The organism is Mesorhizobium sp. WSM3868 (assembly GCF_002294785.1).
Lineage (GTDB): Bacteria > Pseudomonadota > Alphaproteobacteria > Rhizobiales > Rhizobiaceae > Mesorhizobium.
The window spans coordinates 54,700-69,984 of record NZ_NSGB01000009.1 but is presented as its reverse complement, the minus strand read 5'-3'; the positions used below and the strand labels follow the sequence as shown (position 1 = coordinate 69,984).

At 62.7% G+C, this 15,285-nt stretch carries 17 protein-coding genes; 5 read left to right on the top strand and 12 right to left on the bottom strand.

Annotation, left to right across the window (positions count from 1 at the left end; all coding sequences use genetic code 11):
* Positions 1–51 precede the first annotated feature (51 nt).
* Entirely contained in the window at positions 52–915 is an 864-nt protein-coding gene (locus CK221_RS16275; protein WP_095778549.1) for a DMT family transporter, read from the top strand.
* 9 nt (positions 916–924) lie between these two features.
* Here the strand turns inward: CK221_RS16275 and CK221_RS16270 are convergent, their stop codons facing one another.
* The 4 genes from CK221_RS16270 to CK221_RS16255 all read right to left on the bottom strand — a co-directional run bounded on the left by CK221_RS16270 (position 925) and on the right by CK221_RS16255 (position 3,837).
* Positions 925–1,965 (bottom strand): zinc-dependent alcohol dehydrogenase family protein, encoded by a 1,041-nt coding sequence (locus CK221_RS16270; RefSeq protein ID WP_095778454.1) that lies wholly within the window; start codon positions 1,963–1,965, stop codon positions 925–927.
* Positions 1,966–2,040: 75 nt separating this feature from the next.
* Entirely contained in the window at positions 2,041–2,502 is a 462-nt protein-coding gene (locus CK221_RS16265; RefSeq protein WP_095778453.1) for a DUF4262 domain-containing protein, read from the bottom strand.
* Positions 2,492–3,142, bottom strand: coding sequence for a maleylacetoacetate isomerase (maiA, locus tag CK221_RS16260; protein WP_095778452.1), 651 nt, complete (start codon positions 3,140–3,142; stop codon positions 2,492–2,494). The genes CK221_RS16265 and maiA overlap by 11 nt, the downstream gene beginning before the upstream one ends.
* Complete coding sequence (locus tag CK221_RS16255) at positions 3,139–3,837, bottom strand: fumarylacetoacetate hydrolase family protein (protein WP_095778451.1); 699 nt, start codon at positions 3,835–3,837, stop codon at positions 3,139–3,141. Before CK221_RS16255 ends, maiA begins: the two co-directional genes overlap by 4 nt.
* 290 nt (positions 3,838–4,127) lie before the next feature.
* Between CK221_RS16255 and CK221_RS16250 the strand changes: the two genes are divergently transcribed.
* A complete protein-coding gene (locus CK221_RS16250; RefSeq protein ID WP_095778450.1) occupies positions 4,128–5,150 on the top strand; it encodes an acyltransferase in 1,023 nt (340 codons plus the stop codon).
* A 5-nt stretch (positions 5,151–5,155) separates the two neighbouring features.
* Here the strand turns inward: CK221_RS16250 and CK221_RS16245 are convergent, their stop codons facing one another.
* The 4 genes from CK221_RS16245 to CK221_RS16230 all read right to left on the bottom strand — a co-directional run bounded on the left by CK221_RS16245 (position 5,156) and on the right by CK221_RS16230 (position 7,650).
* Complete coding sequence (locus CK221_RS16245) at positions 5,156–5,641, bottom strand: SRPBCC family protein (protein WP_095778449.1); 486 nt, start codon at positions 5,639–5,641, stop codon at positions 5,156–5,158.
* A 123-nt stretch (positions 5,642–5,764) separates the two neighbouring features.
* Positions 5,765–6,259 (bottom strand): GNAT family N-acetyltransferase, encoded by a 495-nt coding sequence (locus CK221_RS16240; RefSeq protein WP_095778548.1) that lies wholly within the window; start codon positions 6,257–6,259, stop codon positions 5,765–5,767.
* 14 nt (positions 6,260–6,273) lie between these two features.
* On the bottom strand, positions 6,274–7,032 hold the full coding sequence (locus CK221_RS16235) for a copper homeostasis protein CutC (RefSeq protein ID WP_179295154.1): 759 nt from the start codon (positions 7,030–7,032) through the stop codon (positions 6,274–6,276).
* Positions 7,033–7,218: 186 nt separating this feature from the next.
* The gene (locus CK221_RS16230; protein ID WP_095778447.1) at positions 7,219–7,650 is read right to left on the bottom strand and encodes a cupin domain-containing protein; all 432 of its coding nucleotides are present in this window, start codon (positions 7,648–7,650) and stop codon (positions 7,219–7,221) included.
* 546 nt (positions 7,651–8,196) lie between these two features.
* On the opposite strand from CK221_RS16230, the gene CK221_RS30290 reads away from it, so the two are divergent.
* Entirely contained in the window at positions 8,197–8,556 is a 360-nt protein-coding gene (locus tag CK221_RS30290) for a hypothetical protein (RefSeq protein WP_170950190.1), read from the top strand.
* A 78-nt stretch (positions 8,557–8,634) separates the two neighbouring features.
* Here CK221_RS30290 and CK221_RS16220 read toward each other — a convergent pair whose 3' ends face one another.
* Positions 8,635–10,575 (bottom strand): hypothetical protein, encoded by a 1,941-nt coding sequence (locus CK221_RS16220; protein ID WP_143749058.1) that lies wholly within the window; start codon positions 10,573–10,575, stop codon positions 8,635–8,637.
* Positions 10,576–11,129: 554 nt separating this feature from the next.
* Between CK221_RS16220 and CK221_RS16215 the strand changes: the two genes are divergently transcribed.
* Positions 11,130–11,309 carry a hypothetical protein gene (locus tag CK221_RS16215; RefSeq protein WP_095778444.1) on the top strand — a complete coding sequence of 60 codons (180 nt, stop codon included), beginning with the start codon at positions 11,130–11,132 and terminating at the stop codon, positions 11,307–11,309.
* Here CK221_RS16215 and CK221_RS16210 read toward each other — a convergent pair.
* Positions 11,303–12,037, bottom strand: a complete 735-nt coding sequence (locus CK221_RS16210) for an isoprenylcysteine carboxylmethyltransferase family protein (protein ID WP_245430661.1) — start codon at positions 12,035–12,037, stop codon at positions 11,303–11,305. The genes CK221_RS16215 and CK221_RS16210 overlap by 7 nt on opposite strands.
* The gene (locus CK221_RS16205) at positions 12,034–12,444 is read right to left on the bottom strand and encodes a hypothetical protein (protein WP_143749057.1); all 411 of its coding nucleotides are present in this window, start codon (positions 12,442–12,444) and stop codon (positions 12,034–12,036) included. The genes CK221_RS16210 and CK221_RS16205 overlap by 4 nt, the downstream gene beginning before the upstream one ends.
* Positions 12,445–13,134: 690 nt before the next feature.
* On the opposite strand from CK221_RS16205, the gene CK221_RS16200 reads away from it, so the two are divergent.
* Positions 13,135–13,599 carry a hypothetical protein gene (locus tag CK221_RS16200; RefSeq protein WP_095778442.1) on the top strand — a complete coding sequence of 155 codons (465 nt, stop codon included), beginning with the start codon at positions 13,135–13,137 and terminating at the stop codon, positions 13,597–13,599.
* A 152-nt stretch (positions 13,600–13,751) separates the two neighbouring features.
* On the opposite strand, the gene CK221_RS16195 is transcribed toward CK221_RS16200, so the two are convergent.
* The gene (locus tag CK221_RS16195) at positions 13,752–15,059 is read right to left on the bottom strand and encodes a hypothetical protein (protein WP_245430660.1); all 1,308 of its coding nucleotides are present in this window, start codon (positions 15,057–15,059) and stop codon (positions 13,752–13,754) included.
* Positions 15,060–15,285: the final 226 nt, after the last annotated feature.

Below are 15,285 nucleotides of genomic sequence, written 5' to 3'. Positions count from 1 at the left end.
TCTGGCAACGCCATGCGCTGCGCCGGTACAGAAGCGCAAACGGAGCGGATGATGGATAAGAGTTTCAACGGCTGGCTCAACGGCTTCATCGGCGTTCTGATCTTCAGCGGCTCGTTGCCGGCGACGCGCGTGGCGGTGGTCGATTTCGACCCGACCTTCCTGACATCGGCCCGTGCGGCGATCGCTGGCCTGCTCGGCATCGCAATGCTGTTCCTATTCCGCGAGAAGCGCCCGGATCGCGGGGATCTGGTCTCGCTGGTCGTCGTTGCGCTGGGCGTCGTGGTCGGCTTTCCCCTGCTGACGGCGCTGGCGCTCACACATGTTACTGCGGCGCATTCCATCATCTTTGTCGGCCTGCTGCCGCTGGCGACAGCGATCTTCGGTGTGCTGCGCGGCGGCGACCGTCCGCGCCCGGCCTTCTGGCTGTTTTCCTGCCTGGGCAGCACGCTCGTCGCGGGTTTCGCGCTGTCGCAAGGCGTGACCGCCTCACCGGTCGGCGACGGGTTGATGCTCGCAGCCATCATCGCTTGCGGGCTGGGCTATGCGGAAGGTGCGGCGCTGTCGCGCAAGCTCGGCGGCTGGCAGGTGATCTGCTGGGCCTTGGCGCTGTCGCTGCCGGTCATGTTGGCGTTGAGCTTTGCGACCCTGCCGCCGTCTTTTGCCGCTGTCGGCTCCGGCGCATGGATCGGCCTCGCCTATGTCTCGCTGTTCAGCATGCTGATCGGCTTCGTGTTCTGGTATCGCGGCCTGGCGCAGGGCGGCATCGCCGCGGTCGGGCAATTGCAACTGCTGCAGCCCTTCTTCGGCCTGGCGCTCGCGGCGAGTCTGCTGCACGAGCAGGTCAGCCCGCTGATGGTGGTTGTCACGCTCGGCGTGGTGGCCTGCGTGTTCGGGGCGAAGAAGTTCGCCAGGTAGGAAGCCTACTCAAAACTTCGTCACCACGCCGATGCCGATGCCCTCGAAGCCGCCCATCGCCATCAATGCGGCTGGCGCCTCATCGAGGCTGATCCTTTTGCCGACCAACAGTTCGGGATTCAGCTTGCCGGTGCGAATCATGTCCATCATGGCGGAATAGCGGTAGGCCTGCATGCCGTGGCTGCCGAGGATTTCGAGCTCGAAGGCGATGACCTTGTCCATCGGCACTTGCGGGCGGGCATGGTCGCCCAGCATCAGCCCGACCTGAACATGGCGACCGCGCCGGCGCAGATTGGCGATCGAGTTGAAGCACGTGGTTGGATGGCCGAGCGCGTCCATCGACATATGCGCGCCGCCGTTGGTGATCTGCTTGACGGCCTTGACGACATTGGGCGTGGTCGAAGCGTTGATGGTCGCGACCGCGCCGATCTTTTTCGCAAACTCCAGCTTCTCGTCGGTCAGGTCAATGGCGATGACATTGGCGCCCATGGCGCTGGCGATCATGATCGCCGAGAGACCGACACCGCCGCAGCCATGCACCGCCACCCACTCGCCGGGCGTCACCCGGCCCTGGTCGACGATGGCGCGGAAGGAGGTGACGAAACGGCAGCCGAGGCTGGCGGCAGTGGCGAACTCCATCTCGTCCGGCAGGCGTACGAGATTGGTGTCGGCATGCTCGATGCCGACATATTCGGCGAACGAGCCCCAGCCCGTGAAGCCAGGTTGGGTCTGGTGCTCGCAGACCTGATGGTTGCCGGAGTTGCATTCGAAGCAGCGGCCGCAGCCGACGGCGAAAGGCACGGTGACGCGGTCGCCGGCCTTCCAGCGGCTCACCTGCTTGCCGGCGGCGACGACGACGCCCGCCAGTTCATGGCCGGGGACATGCGGCAGCGTGATGCCGTCGTCATGACCCATCCAGCCATGCCAGTCGCTGCGGCAAAGACCGGTCGCCTCGACCTTGATGACGACGCCATCCCCCGCCGGCTTGGGGTCAGGCACGGTCTGGATCGTGGGAGCTTCGCCGAATTTTTCGAAGACGACAGCTTTCATGGGAGTGCTTTCTATCCAGTTCAAAGGGCAGGGCGATTTTGGGTAATAGGTCCCAAGCTAAGTCGGCCATGGTGGTTAGTCGAGCAATGGTTGCCGCTTGCAAAACCACTCGCCGGCTTCGGCATCCCATGGCCAAACACCGGAGGTTGTCGGAAAGATAAGCTGCAGAATCCGGAAAACGGGCCAGTTGTAAAACCATAGGTCCCAACCGAAATATTCAGGGTAGTGGTCGGGATGGACCGCACCGAATTGACAGTCGAAGCCACCTCCCAGGAAACCCGGCGCCTGCTCTCCAACGTTGAACCTCTCGCCGCTGCGCACTCGTCGGCAATACTCGTTGATGATGGTCTGCGAAAGCTCCGGCTTGAACCCGATGACGACCAGCTCAGGGGCTTTGAAATTGTACTCTATCCCCACCGAGTAAGCGAATGGCGGGTGCTCGTCGTCCTCCAGCACGTAGAGAATATGACAGCCATACTCCTCCATATCGGCGAGCGTCTTAGCCTCGTCGGGATCCCTGGCTTCCCTACTCGGCATCGATCTGGTTCTGCGGCGCAGCCTTCTGGAACGCCGGCAGCGCCATGCAGGCGGCGTGGATGCGCGAGATCACCGGATAGGCCGCCATGTCGACGCCGAAGCGGGCATTGTTGGTGACCTGCGCGGCGAGGCAGATATCGGCGAGCCCCGGTGTATCGCCATGGCAGAACCTGCCGGTCTCGGGCGAGGCGGCCAGAATCTTTTCAAGCGGGTGGAAACCTTCATTCACCCAATGCCGGAACCAGTTGACGACATCTTCGTCGCCGGCGCCGAACAAGGTGCGCAGCGAGGTGAGCACGCGCAGATTGTTCACCGGATGGATGTCGCAGGCGATCATCTGCGCCAGCATCCGGACCCTGGCGCGTCCCAGCGCATCCTTGGGCAACAACGGCGGCTCGGGCTCGATCTCGTCGAGATATTCGATGATCGCCAGCGACTGGGTTAAAAGCGTTCCGTCGTCGAGCACCAGCGCCGGTACCAGCCCTTGCGGATTGACCGCGAGATAGGCGGGCTCGAGATGCTCGCCATGGCGCAGATGGTGGGGCACATAGGTGTAGACACGCCCCTTCATCTCCAGCGCGATCCGCACCCGGTAGGAGGTGGAGGAGCGATAATAATTATGGAGGACGAGGTCGCTCATCGCTTCGGCTGCCCGATGGTGACCTCGACGGCGCCGATGCCGTCGACGCCACCAGTGATCTTGTCGCCCGCCTGAACCGCACCAACGCCGGCCGGCGTGCCGGTGAAGATCAGGTCGCCGGGCTGGAGCTCGACCGCTTCGCTGCAGATCGAGACGACATCGGCGACGGGCCAGATCAGCTCGGCGAGGTCGCCGTCCTGTTTTATGTCACCGTTTACAGCTAGCCAGATGCGGCCCTTTTCGGGATGGCCGGAATTTGCGACGGGAAGCAGCGGGCCGCAAGGCGCGGAGAAGTCGAAGGCCTTCGACCAGTCCCAGGGGCGAGCCGCTTTCTTCGCCTGGTCTTGCAGGTCGCGGCGAGTGAGGTCCACGCCGACGCCATAGCCCCAGACATGCGCGAGCGCCTCGGTGAGGGGGATGCGGAAGCCGGCCTTGCCGACCGCCACGACCAGCTCGATCTCGTGGTGGAGATTGCCAGTCAGCGGCGGGTAGGGGATCTCTGCGCCGTTGTCGACCACGGCGTCGGCCGGCTTGGTGAAGAAGAAGGGCGGATCGCGCTCGTCATTGCCGAGTTCTCGCGCATGCGCCGCGTAGTTGCGGCCGACGCAGAAGATGCGGCGCACGGCAAACCGTTCCGCCGAGCCGGCCACCGCGACCGAAGCGATCGCGGGCGGAGGGAGGACGAAGTCTGCCATAGGCGGTCTCTGCGTTGGATATGAATCGATCCGCACATTCTGCCGATTTCGGCAGGCGGGCAAGGCATTAGGCCACGAAACATTGCCGACTATGGCGGCTTCACCAAGCGGCGGCAGGACCCGCCCGCGGCCCCTTTTTTTTTGTTTCGCAATCGCTTGGCAGGAACTGCCTGTGAATTCGCTGCTTCGCACTTGCACAAGATTATTCCGCACTGCAAACTAAATGCGGCGGGGAAAACGAAGCGGTTCCAGGCACGGCTTGCCGGGACCTCGAGTTGCGAGGGACGGGCATGACCGACATCTCCGCGACGGCCGGCGTCCTGCCGCGGGCCGCAGCCGACAAAGCGGCACGGGCAAGGCTGGCCTATCTCGACGGCTGGCGCGGCCTGTCGATCGCCCTGGTGCTGATCGGCCATTTCTTTCCGATTCGCGGCATCAACCTCGGCGTGCTCGGCGTCGAGTTCTTCTTCGTGCTGAGCGGCCGGCTGATGGGAGAAATCCTGTTCGTCGAGCGCTTTCCGCTGAAGAAATTCTTCAAGCGCCGCTTCGCCCGCGTCTATCCAGCCCTGCTGGTGTTCGTGATTGCCGTCATGATCGGGCTCTCCGGCACCTTCATTGCCTTCAAATGGAAGGCGGCGCTTACCGCGCTGACATTCACCTACAACTATGCCGGCATTCTCATCAATCGCGCGGGCGCGCTCGACCATATCTGGTCGCTTGCCATCGAGGAGCATTCTTATGTCATCCTGGCGCTGATCAGCGTAGCGGTTTCCAGGCGCGCGAATGTCGTGCGCTTGCTTGTCATGCTGTCGCTGCTCGCTATGGCCAACGGCGCTATTTCCTACTGGGTCTTCGGTATGGACTACGAAACCAGCTATTGGCGAACCGACGTGCATATCGCCTCGATCCTGCTGTCGGCGGCGATCTGCCTGCTCAAGGCCGATGGACACCTGCCGGCATTCCTCAGGAACCGGCATCTGGCGCTGGGGGCCGCGGTCGGGGGAATCTTGCTGTTCCTCGATCCGGTGCCGACCCCCTTGCACTATCTGCTGGGCGTGCCGCTGCTGGCGCTCGCCGTCAACACGCTCGACTTCGCCGGCGGCTATCTGACCGGCCTACTGTCATCGCGGCCGATGGTGATGCTGGGGCTGTGGTCCTACTCGCTCTATCTGTGGCAGCAGCCCTTCTATAAATTCGTCCATGACCGCGACGTGGCGGCGATCCCGATGCTGGCCGCGGTCTTCGCCTGCGCCCTGGCGAGCTACTACATCGTCGAGAAACCGGCGCGCGGCTGGCTCAACCGCAATTGGTGAGGAGGTCAGGCCTTGCCGGTTTTTTGTGCGGCGAGATAGCGGCGAAGCCCGGCTTCGCCGCGAGGTGTGGTCCAGCGGTGATTCCACGCGAAAGCCGGCCTGAGCAAGGGTGCCAGGAGTTTGAGGATCGGCCTCTCCACGATGACCTGCCAGGTGAGCTTCACATGCGTTCCGCTTCCGGCTGGCGACAGTTCGGCCCGCCACAGGCCGTCGAAATCGCCGAAGGTCTTGACCACCACCAGCCGGCCAGGCTCGAGCTCCGCGGCCTCGATGATGAAGTTCAGCTCGTAGGGCAGGGCGCCTCGCGCCCTGGCTCTTGCCCGTGACCCGACGACGGCCTTGCCTTTCTTGTCGAGCGGCTCGACTTCCTTGTAGGCGTCGCCCCACCAGAGCGGCAGCAACTCGGCGTCGGACAGAACGTCCCACACTTCCTGCGGCGTGGCATCGGGAATGTTCCAACTCTCGTCGAAGCGGAAGACGTTGCTTGGCATGATGTCACGCCCCCAGCACGCGAAGGCGATACATTAGCTGTAGCTTCTGTTTGTGGCCAGTGCGGCCGTCGCACGAACCTTGTTTGGCTCATGGTTGAAAGCCTCTGGCTTTCAGGCCTTGCGCTAGTCGATCGGCTTGGCGTAGTAGCGCACCGACTTCCTGCCGCCGTGGATCACGGCATCGCCGACCTCGGCAAAGCCGAGCGCGGCGTGAAAGGCATCCGATGTGGGGTTCGGGGGATCGGCATTGACCTCGCAGGTTACGATCGTGTGGCATGCGCGCCTGACATGCTCGAACAGATCCTCGTAGAGACGGCGGGCATGGCCACGGCCGCGCGCTTCGGCCGCGACCACCACCCGGTCGACATAGACGAAGCGGGGGTAGCGCTCACGAAACCAGAGGAAGTTCGGGCTTTCGTAGCTGGCATCCTGATCGAAGCACATGATGAAGGCTTCGAGCGTCCCGATGCGGCGCGTGTAGAAAGCCTGCCCGATCAGGAATGACAGGCGCTCCGGCTCCAGCCAGGACAACTCGGCGGCATGCTCGTTGTTGAGAGCGAGAATGGCGGCCTCGTCGGCAGGCGAAACGCGTTCGATCGGCGCGCGATCTTTCGACATCGTCACTTCCCGCATCAGACCCTCGCGGCCGCGATCGTTGCCGCCGCCAAGTCCTGGTCGGTCACCGTGTTGCGGTACTCGCGATCGAGATCGGTGCCGCCCATGCCGACATGCGGGTTGCGGTAGCGCATGGCGCTCGGCACGTCGGCAAGCGCGGCGAAATGCATCTCGGTCAGTCCGGTTTGCCGGCGAACCTCGCCGATATTGTCGGGCGCCAACCCGCCGCAGCCGAGGATGATGATGCGTGCGCCGGCCTGGCGAACCAAGCGCGCGAGCAGATCGACGCCCTCCAGCGCCGTGTCGCGTTGCCCGCTGGTCAGCACGCGGCCGACCTTGCAGCGGATCAGCGCTTCGAGCGCCTCGGCCGGGTTACGCGTCATGTCGAAGGCGCGGTGGCAGGTGACATTGAGGGGACCGGCGGCGCGCACCAGTTCGCTCATTCTCGCCTCATCGATTGCGCCGTCAGCGGTCAGGCAGCCGACGACGATGCCGGCGACGCCGAGATCGCGCAGCGCGCCGATATCGGCCAGCATCGATTGGTATTCCGCCTCGCTGTAGCGAAAATCGCCGCCGCGCGGGCGCACGATAACATGAAACGGGATGGTCGCACGTTCGAGTGCTACGCGCACCGTGCCGAGGCTCGGCGTAATGCCGCCTTCGACGAGGCTGGCGCAAAGCTCGACCCGGTCGGCGCCGGCGGCCTGCGCGGCAAGCAGCCCGTCAATGCCTTCGACGCAGAGTTCGATCAGGGGCCTTTGAGCGTCGGTCACCATCATCCATCCGTGTTGAAGAGAAAGCGCAGCCCTAGCATCGGGGCGATCGAGGCGAAAGCCGCATCAATCGGTCCAGCAAGCGAAAGCGTCACTTTGCACTTTCGGTTTTGTTCGGCGCGCAGTTATTGATTGCTCAAGCCTTGGAGCGCCCGCCCTACCGCGGAACAGCTGAGCCCCGTTGCCTCGCTACTGCTTCAGGATTGTGTTCTTGGCGCCTTGTTCGACCTGGTCGATCACCAGCAGCTTCACCGGATCGCTGCCGATATTGGTCGCCTGATGCCACTGGCCGATCATCTCGACGATGAAATCGCCGGTCTTGTAGGTGTTGCTGTTGCCGGTCTCGACGTTGGTGACCTTGAGGGTGCCTGCCTCGACATAGGCATAGCGCGGGAAGGGATGTTTGTGCACCGGCAGCGTCGCGCCGGGCGCGATCTGATAGGCCGAGACCTGGACCTCGACATTCTTCTGGGGCAGCTTGATCGGCTGGCCGGATGCCGTCGTCGTCTTGGACGCCAATGGCGTCACGACAACAGGTGTGGCCGAACTGTCCAGAGCGTCGGCGGTGGTTGCATAAAAAGCGGCCGCCAGCAGCAGCGCCGATGCCGGAATGTTTCGCACGATTTCCTCCCGAAATGGTCGGCAAAATCGCCTAAGCGCTGTCGACTCGCAAGGAGAAAGGATTTTGGGGCTTCCCGGGCCGTATGAACTATCAGCTGCCAGGTCCTTCAAATCTGCCCCGCACTTGGGTGCTGCCGCACCCAGTCCCTTGATAGACCGGAATCATCCCCTAGTTAGTTTCCCTGGCGTAGTCGCGAGTTGCCTGGGGGTGCTGCGTCGTTCTGACGGCATGCGGCGGAAGGACGGCTGGCCGAAGCGCCTTTGGAGGGTGCCGTGCGTCAATATCTGGGATCCAGCTTGGTCCGTTTCGCGTTCGCGTGCTCTGTCGCGATAGCTTGCGCGGGAGCCGCGGCCGCCGGCGAGCGCGGCCAAGGTCATAACGCTGGTGGCGATCACGGGAATAACGGAGGTCATGGCGCTGGCAGCAACAACGGTCAGCACAACGGAACTAGCGGCGATCCCGGTGGCTCCGGCGGCAGTCCGCCGTCTGACCCACCGTCCCCACCGTCTAACGATGACGGAAGCAGCCCCACCACAACCGGGTCAGTGACGTCAAGGGCGGGCGTAGCCGGCAACGGCGGAAGGTCGCTCGACCTTCCGCCCGCCCTGCTGCCCTTCGAAGACAGCGCCATTCCACTGGCAGTCCATCCAATCGAAGTGCTGCCGGGTGTCCCGGACAACATCGTTCGTGCCTGCCGTGAGGCAATCGAGCAGGCCGCAGCTCAGTTTGGCGCGACCAGTGTGCGCGTCAGCAGTGCAGGTTCCGTACGGCGGTTGAGCCGTCAGAGGATATCGGCTCCCGTCCAGGTCAGCATCGACTACGGATATCAAAACGGCGTCGAGACGCGCCAGGCGCCGGTCGGCTGCGAATTGAACGCGAAAGGCAGCGTGATCGGGCTGACATAGCGCACAGTGGGAGCCCTCGCCGTAGACGTCCGAGTTCATGCCGCCCAGCGCCCGATTTTCCAGGGCAGTCGTTCCAGCTCAGTCCAACGTCGAATGGCTTGGCCGGAGGGAAAACGGAAGCGTGATGGCACGCACACGGATTTCGCGCGACGGTTTGCGAACCTTGCTGGACGTAGACTTCTTTTGGCTGACAGCTTTCGTCTGACCTGCGCCGGCCGATGCGCGGCCAGTGCGCGGCTTCAGCGGCGGCTCTATCTGAGCGTCGCGGCGCTGAGCCCGAAGCTTGTCATTATCGGCGCGCGCGGCGGCCAGCTCGCGGGCGAAAGAAACCGTCGCTTCACGTTGCTTGTCCAGAGCCTCCTTCAGCCTCATGGCGGCCTGTCCCAAAAGTTGGCGGGCTGTGTCACGCTCGAGGCGGGCTTTGTTGAGGTTCTCTCCGACCGACACTGCTGAAGCGCGTTCTCGTTGCAGAGCCTGCGCCGTCTCGGCAGCACTCTGCTCCGCGCGCTCTTTCGCTGCGACCGCCTTGGTGCGCTCCTGCAACGCTGCGTCGCGCTCCAGCCGGGCCTTGTCGAGGTCCTCCCGGGTCGCGACTGCCGAAGCGCGTTCGCGCTCCAGCGCCTGCGCCGTCTCGCTAGCAGTCTGCTCCGCACGTTCTCTCGCTGCGACAGCCCTGTCTCGCTCCTGCAACGCCGCGTCGCGCTCCAGCCGGGCTTTGTCGAGGTCCTCACGGGCCGCGACTGCCGAAGCGCGTTCGCGCTCCAGCGCCCTCGCTGTTTCAGTTGCAGCCTGCTCGGCATACACTTTCGCCGTGACAGCCTTAGCTCGCTCCTGCTCAGCCGCGTCGCGCTCGAGGCGGGCTCTGTTGACATCCTCTTGGGCCGATATTGCTGAAGCGCGTTCGCGTTCCAGAGCCTGCGCCGTCTCGGCGGCAGTCCGCTCGGCACGCTCTTTGGCTAAGACGGCCTTGGCTCGCTCCTGTTCGGCCGCGTCGCGCTCGAGCCGGGCTTTGTCGAGGTCCGCACGGGCCGCGACTGCTGAAGCCTGTTCCCGTGCCAATGCCTGCGCCGTCTCGGCAGCAGTCTGCTCAACCCTCGCTCGCGTCGCGGCGGCACCGGTCCGTTCCCGCTCAGCCGTGTCCGCGATCGCGGCCTTGGACTGCTCCATTTCAGCGATGTCGGCACGAAGGTCCTCCGACTTCCGGCGCTCCTCGTCAAGCATCCCGCTCGCTTGCGCCAGCGAAGCCTCGGCTCTGGCGCGATCCCCGGCGGCTTTGGCCTCCAGCTGTTCAATTTGCGCTCGCGCTTGCGCTAGGTCGCGCGCCATCTGTTCGGTTCGCTCCCGTTCGAGGCGAGCAGCGGGCATCTGTATAAAGACATGGTCGATGGTTTCGCTGATCCGCGCGCGGACATCTTGCGCAATCCACCGCAATGCCTCGAGCGTGCGGGCTGCCACACGTTCGTTGCGCAAACGCTCCTCGCTGGCGTCGGCGGCGGCTGCCATGCTTGTCTTCAGCACCTCGATCTGCTTGCGCGTCTCAGCGAGCGCACTCTCCAGAGAGGCGCTCCTGGCGCGCTCCTCCTCCATCGCTCGGTGCTCCTGGCCAGCCAATTCCGTGGCAGCTGCTGCCTGAGCACGAGCTGCCTCGACCTGTGCTTCGGCAGCGTTGAGATCCGAGTTGGGCAATTCGCCGCTCGTGGGTGCGTCGGCTGATTCGGGCATATCCAATGCCGTGCTGGCAGGACTCTTCAAGCGGCGTGAAAGATCGGGAAGGGAGTAGCTATCGGCCCGCGAAACAGCGGGGGCGCTTTCGACCGGCTTTTGTCTCGTCAACGCATAGCCAAGCGGCACGGCCAGACAAATTGCGGCGACGCTCAAGCGTAACAACGGGCTCGTCGGCCTGCGAACACGGGGAGGTAAGGCCATGGCGAAGCTTGTCGCCGGAGCGAAAGCATCGGGCAGGTCCTCGCGCGAGTTCTCGCCCGCTTCGGGCGTCGTGTTGAGATAATCCTTTCGCACCCCGGACTTACCGGAGTTTAGACCCCGAACATCCGGGGCCGGGGGCACGGCGGCCGGGGAAGAAGCCGCCTTGGCTGCAAGATTGCGTGGGCGATCCCAGGCCCAAGAAGCCTCATCGAGGGGAATAGGCGTGCTTTCGCTCAGGTAGCCATACTGGTGACGCCGTCTCGCTGCGATGAGGATACGCCGGACCACAAGGAAGAAGCCTACCAATACAAATATTGTCATCCCGCCCAGGAGAGCGAGACCTGTGTCGTCTGCGTAAAACCCGGCAAGATCTGACATCGCCGTACCTGCGCGGTTTCCGATGTAACTTTAAGCTCGTGAAGCGGTGTGTGGCTCCTCGCCCTGGCTAACTTTGCTGCCTGCCTTCGAAGCTGTCACCGCTTCGGCCCCCGTACTGGGGGAATTTTGTTTGGCTGGGCGCCGGTCGAAAGCCAGCTCGCGCCTCTCCATCTTCAACGTCCCGGGGAGTTCTCCCACGGTGCGCGCCATGCCACCATTTCGGAGTCTGGAAGCTCCATCGTAAAGTTTAAGCTAGGTCACAGACCTCGGTGGTCAACCATCTGGGCGACAGTTCGGCCATGCAAAATGGCCATCGCGGTGCCCGGCACGAGCACCAAGACTCCCGCGGCTACCTCATCAAGCTCGACGAACTGGTGACGATGCCGAAATCGGCAGGCCACTTGGTCCTGCTGCTGAGAGAGGATCTGGCACTTGGCGGATCTCAGTAGATCGTCATGAGGATCGGCAGGTAACTGCCTGCTCGCAGTTGTTCGATTGCTTCAATGGCGGGATAGGCTGCGGGGAAGTACAGTCCATCCTGGAAGTTGCGCTTGAGCGCTTTCGGGGAGAAGACAACTTCGGCAGAGTCCGTATATTGGGACAGTTTCGGCCAGAACAGCGGCGTATAGCGCGCATAGGAATCGTATTGCGAGCCGAAGATCGTCTTCAGGTGTTCGGCCTCTTTGGCTGCCGTGATGACCAAGATCCAATAGCTGGAAAATCCCAGCGCCAGAGCGACGGCGATCGATCCATGGATCAATCCGATCCCAGCTGCTCCAAGCGTAGAAAAGAGATAGAGCGGGTTTCTGGTCAACGAGTAGGGGCCGGAGGTAATCAACTCCAGATTCTTCTTTGAACCGATATAGAGAATGCTCCACATTCTGCCAACGAAGCAGGTGAGGACCAGGCCGAGACCCGCCATCTGGATCAGTTCATGTACGCCCCCACCCAATCCGGGGTGCGAAAACAGGATAACGGTTGCAGCAACCAGCCCCGCTGCCCGAGCGGCGTTTATTCGCATCCTTTGATTGACTGACTGAACTCTCATCGAGGCCCCCGGCAATGAAGAGGCCGTGTTTCTGGGCTCCGCATTTTGACGGCACCCCCCGATATGCGGCTCGCTTGCGCTTGCCAGGCTTTGCTGGCCGTGCGGTTGAACAGGAGGGGTATCGATCATTGGATCGTCTCCTCGGTAAGCTGAAGGAAGACGTCCTGGAGCCGCCCGCCCTCGGCCTCGAAGGCGAGAATCGGCATCTCGGCGCGGATCAGGACGTTCGGGATTTCGTTGTTGAGATGGCGGCTTGGAGGTGTTTTGGTCGGATCAAGAAGTTCGACGCGCAGCCAGCCCGCGTCTCCGTTGACAAAATGTCCCGTGATGGGCTGCAGAATGGTCGTCAGGATGCGGATGGAGGTCGCTTCTGTGTCGATCGTTCCGCCTGCGCGCCGGCCGGGTTCTTGGCTTCCTCGGCCCAAACGGCGCTGCAGGCAAAACGCCTTTCGTGACCCATAGGACTTGTTAGGGTCTTCGGGCGCGAAGACGTGAGCAGATGAGCCGGGCGCTACGGCGACACTTCCGCGAGACATTCAGTGCAGGCTCCCTCGTGCCTGCCAGCACGCTTTCAGGTTGACGCGCCTATTTATCGCTGCAGTCGTTAGGCTTTACGATTCGGCAGTTGAGCTGACTCGCTTGCGAAGGGATTACCCCTTTTTGCGAAGGGGCCTCGTCCGTGATGTCCGACATCAACGCCAGAGTGGGCTTAACCGACAGCGGGATTTCGGCTCATTGTAGCGCTTGAAGGAAGTCGTCGCCGAGCAGGCGCTGGAGCTGCGGCTGCAAAAAAGGCATGATCGCGACGGGAGCGACGACGGTCCCCGGAACGGCGCCACCTCCGCTGGGGGCGTCCGGAACTTCGCATGAGCCGCTACGGCTTTCGGTTAGGCCGGCAAAGCCGTTTTGGGCTATCGGTCCGCCGGCGCGCTTTGTCCTATCTTGGGTTTCCAACGTCGGGCAACGGTCGCTCAGGCTGCCTTAGCCAGCCTACGCTCCGCTGGGTAGCGCGGCGCGTGGGTCCCGCAACACTTGCCATTGGTGGGTCGCAGTGCCGCAGGCGAAGCTCGCGCAAATACGTACAGCCGCACACCGCCGCAGAGCCACTAGGAGTAAGCCAACTCGGCGCCGCGGCAGAGGCGGCAAAGCGGCACTGCTGCTTGTCTGGTCGACTCCAGTGTTGGTGCTCCGTGAAAGCCGATGAGGTCATATGAAGGAGGTCCCCCATGAAACCTGTTCGTTACTGCCTGGCGCCCGGCGCATTCGTCCTCGTGCTTGCCGGGGCGGCCGGCGCGTCGGCCGCGGAACAGCCGATAGCCTGCAAGAAGGTGCCGTTGGTGGTGCGGGACATGTTCCACAAGGATTTTCCCGTCGCCAAGGTCAAGGCATGCGCCCGCGAGGTCGAGAACGGAGAACTGGTTTTCGAGATAGCAAGCGTCGAGGGCGCAATGACGCGCGATGTGCTCTACCATCGCGATGGTAAGGTCATCGTCGTCGAGGAATCAATTCCGATGGAAGCGGTGCCTCAGTCGGTGCGCGCGGCCGTTGATACGAAATTCGCAGGTGGAAAGATCAAGCTCGCGGAGAAGCTGATGCGCGACGGCAAGGTAAGTTACGAGTTCCAGATAAGCTACAAGGGCAAGAACGTTCAGCCCGTCTTCGATCCGGATGGAAAGGAAGTGAAGGGCTGATGGACGCAACTCTTGTGCTGAAGGGTCACTGAATAGCTTCAATCAGCCTGAGGGAAGGAACAAGTTCGGCGCATGCAGACGGGCTTGCGGACCTCACTCGAGTTCAGCAGAAGGCAGCCGTCAACAAGCGTCGGACATCCGGACGATCGAGCCTACCTGCCTAACTTCACGTGTCCACCGAACTGGAGCGTCGCGCGCACACTGAAGGTGTGCGTTCTCTCGTCCTCAGCATTCTCCGCGAATGTGTAGCCGGCGCCGAGGTTCCATTTCGCCGCGCCGGACGGCGCGTCTTCTTCCCCGGACGCATAAATCACTTCGAAATCCGCCAATTGCTCGCGGGTGTCCGGACCGTCGGCGACAAAGTTCCGCTGCTGCGTGTAGGTGGCTATGTAGGTCATAGGTTGCACTTCCAGCGCGACAGAGCCGGTGAGAAGCAGAGCGTCGTCCGGACCGCCGTCGAAATGCTTGAGGTAGGCCGATTCGCCGAGAAGCCTCAGTGTGTTCCCGTTAAGGTCGAAGCTTCCAGTGGCGGCAGCAAGGTAAGCCAATTCATTGCCGGTCCCCGGCAGCGGTTCCTCTTCTTCTTCTTCCTCCTCCTCCTCCCCTGTGTCGGCGGACAGCCCGGGCTTCTGGTATCGGATGCCGAGCCGATAGCCGAATTCACCGTCCTTGTAACAATCGCCCTTTTCCGCCCCTTTGCAGCCATCAAGGGTAACCGAGAATGAGGATAAACCGGTGGTGTTGCCGGCACCGCCATCCGCCAGCGTGGTCCGTCCACGGTTGGTAAAGAGCGACTCGCTGAGGAACGTCCGGTCGGTCGTGAATACCGTCGCGGCCAAGGCATTGTTCAGCCCAAAGCCCTCGAAGCCAACAACAGCTTCGCCACCCAGACGTTCGTCAGCGTCAAAAACAGACGCCAGATCCGGGGCGTGTATCCCCGGCAGGGCTTCGCTGGCCAGGCTGAACACCGTGTCGAACTTTCCGGCCCTCACGGTCAGGGGATCGACCTTAGCGAGAGCATAGAGCTCACCGACATAGGTGCCGATCCCTTGAAAGGCCGCATTCTCCCCGGGTTCCGGGTCGACCACGGGCTCGGTAATGATGGCACTCACGAACCGAAGATAATCCGTCGGCGCGTAGAAAAGATCGAGCTCCAACTTCGGAAAGAACACATCGGATCTCAGGAAAGACGGATGTGCGCCAAATATCCAGTCGTTCTGCAGCTCCGCGGTAGCCTCGTACCCCGCGCAGGGCGCAGCGCATTCCTCGGCCAGAGCCGGTATCGTTTCTTCGGCCAGAGCCCGCTCGTGCTCCTCTGCCAGTGCCGAAGCCGAAGAGTACAGCAGCCCTATGCCACTAAGTGCTAAGATAAAAAGGCGAATGACCTGCGAGCCCCCATGAGATGCACCACGCGTCGATGATATCCGATGAGTCCACTGTGGCAACTGCGATTTCGTCATTTTGTCCCTTACAAACGCGACTTGTCCGATACAAACGCAAACGTGTCGCATCTCTACAACACTTCTTTGCTATTCCGCGCCCGGTACGCTCGCCGAGGACCGCCGGCGCAGCAAATTGGCGGTCCCGCTTCGCCTTCCTCGTTCGCATGGCACTCCCGGACCGAAGCAAACTGCGCCACGGCACGCCCAGCCTTTTGCTGGAGGCGCACTCCCACGCAACCGACGC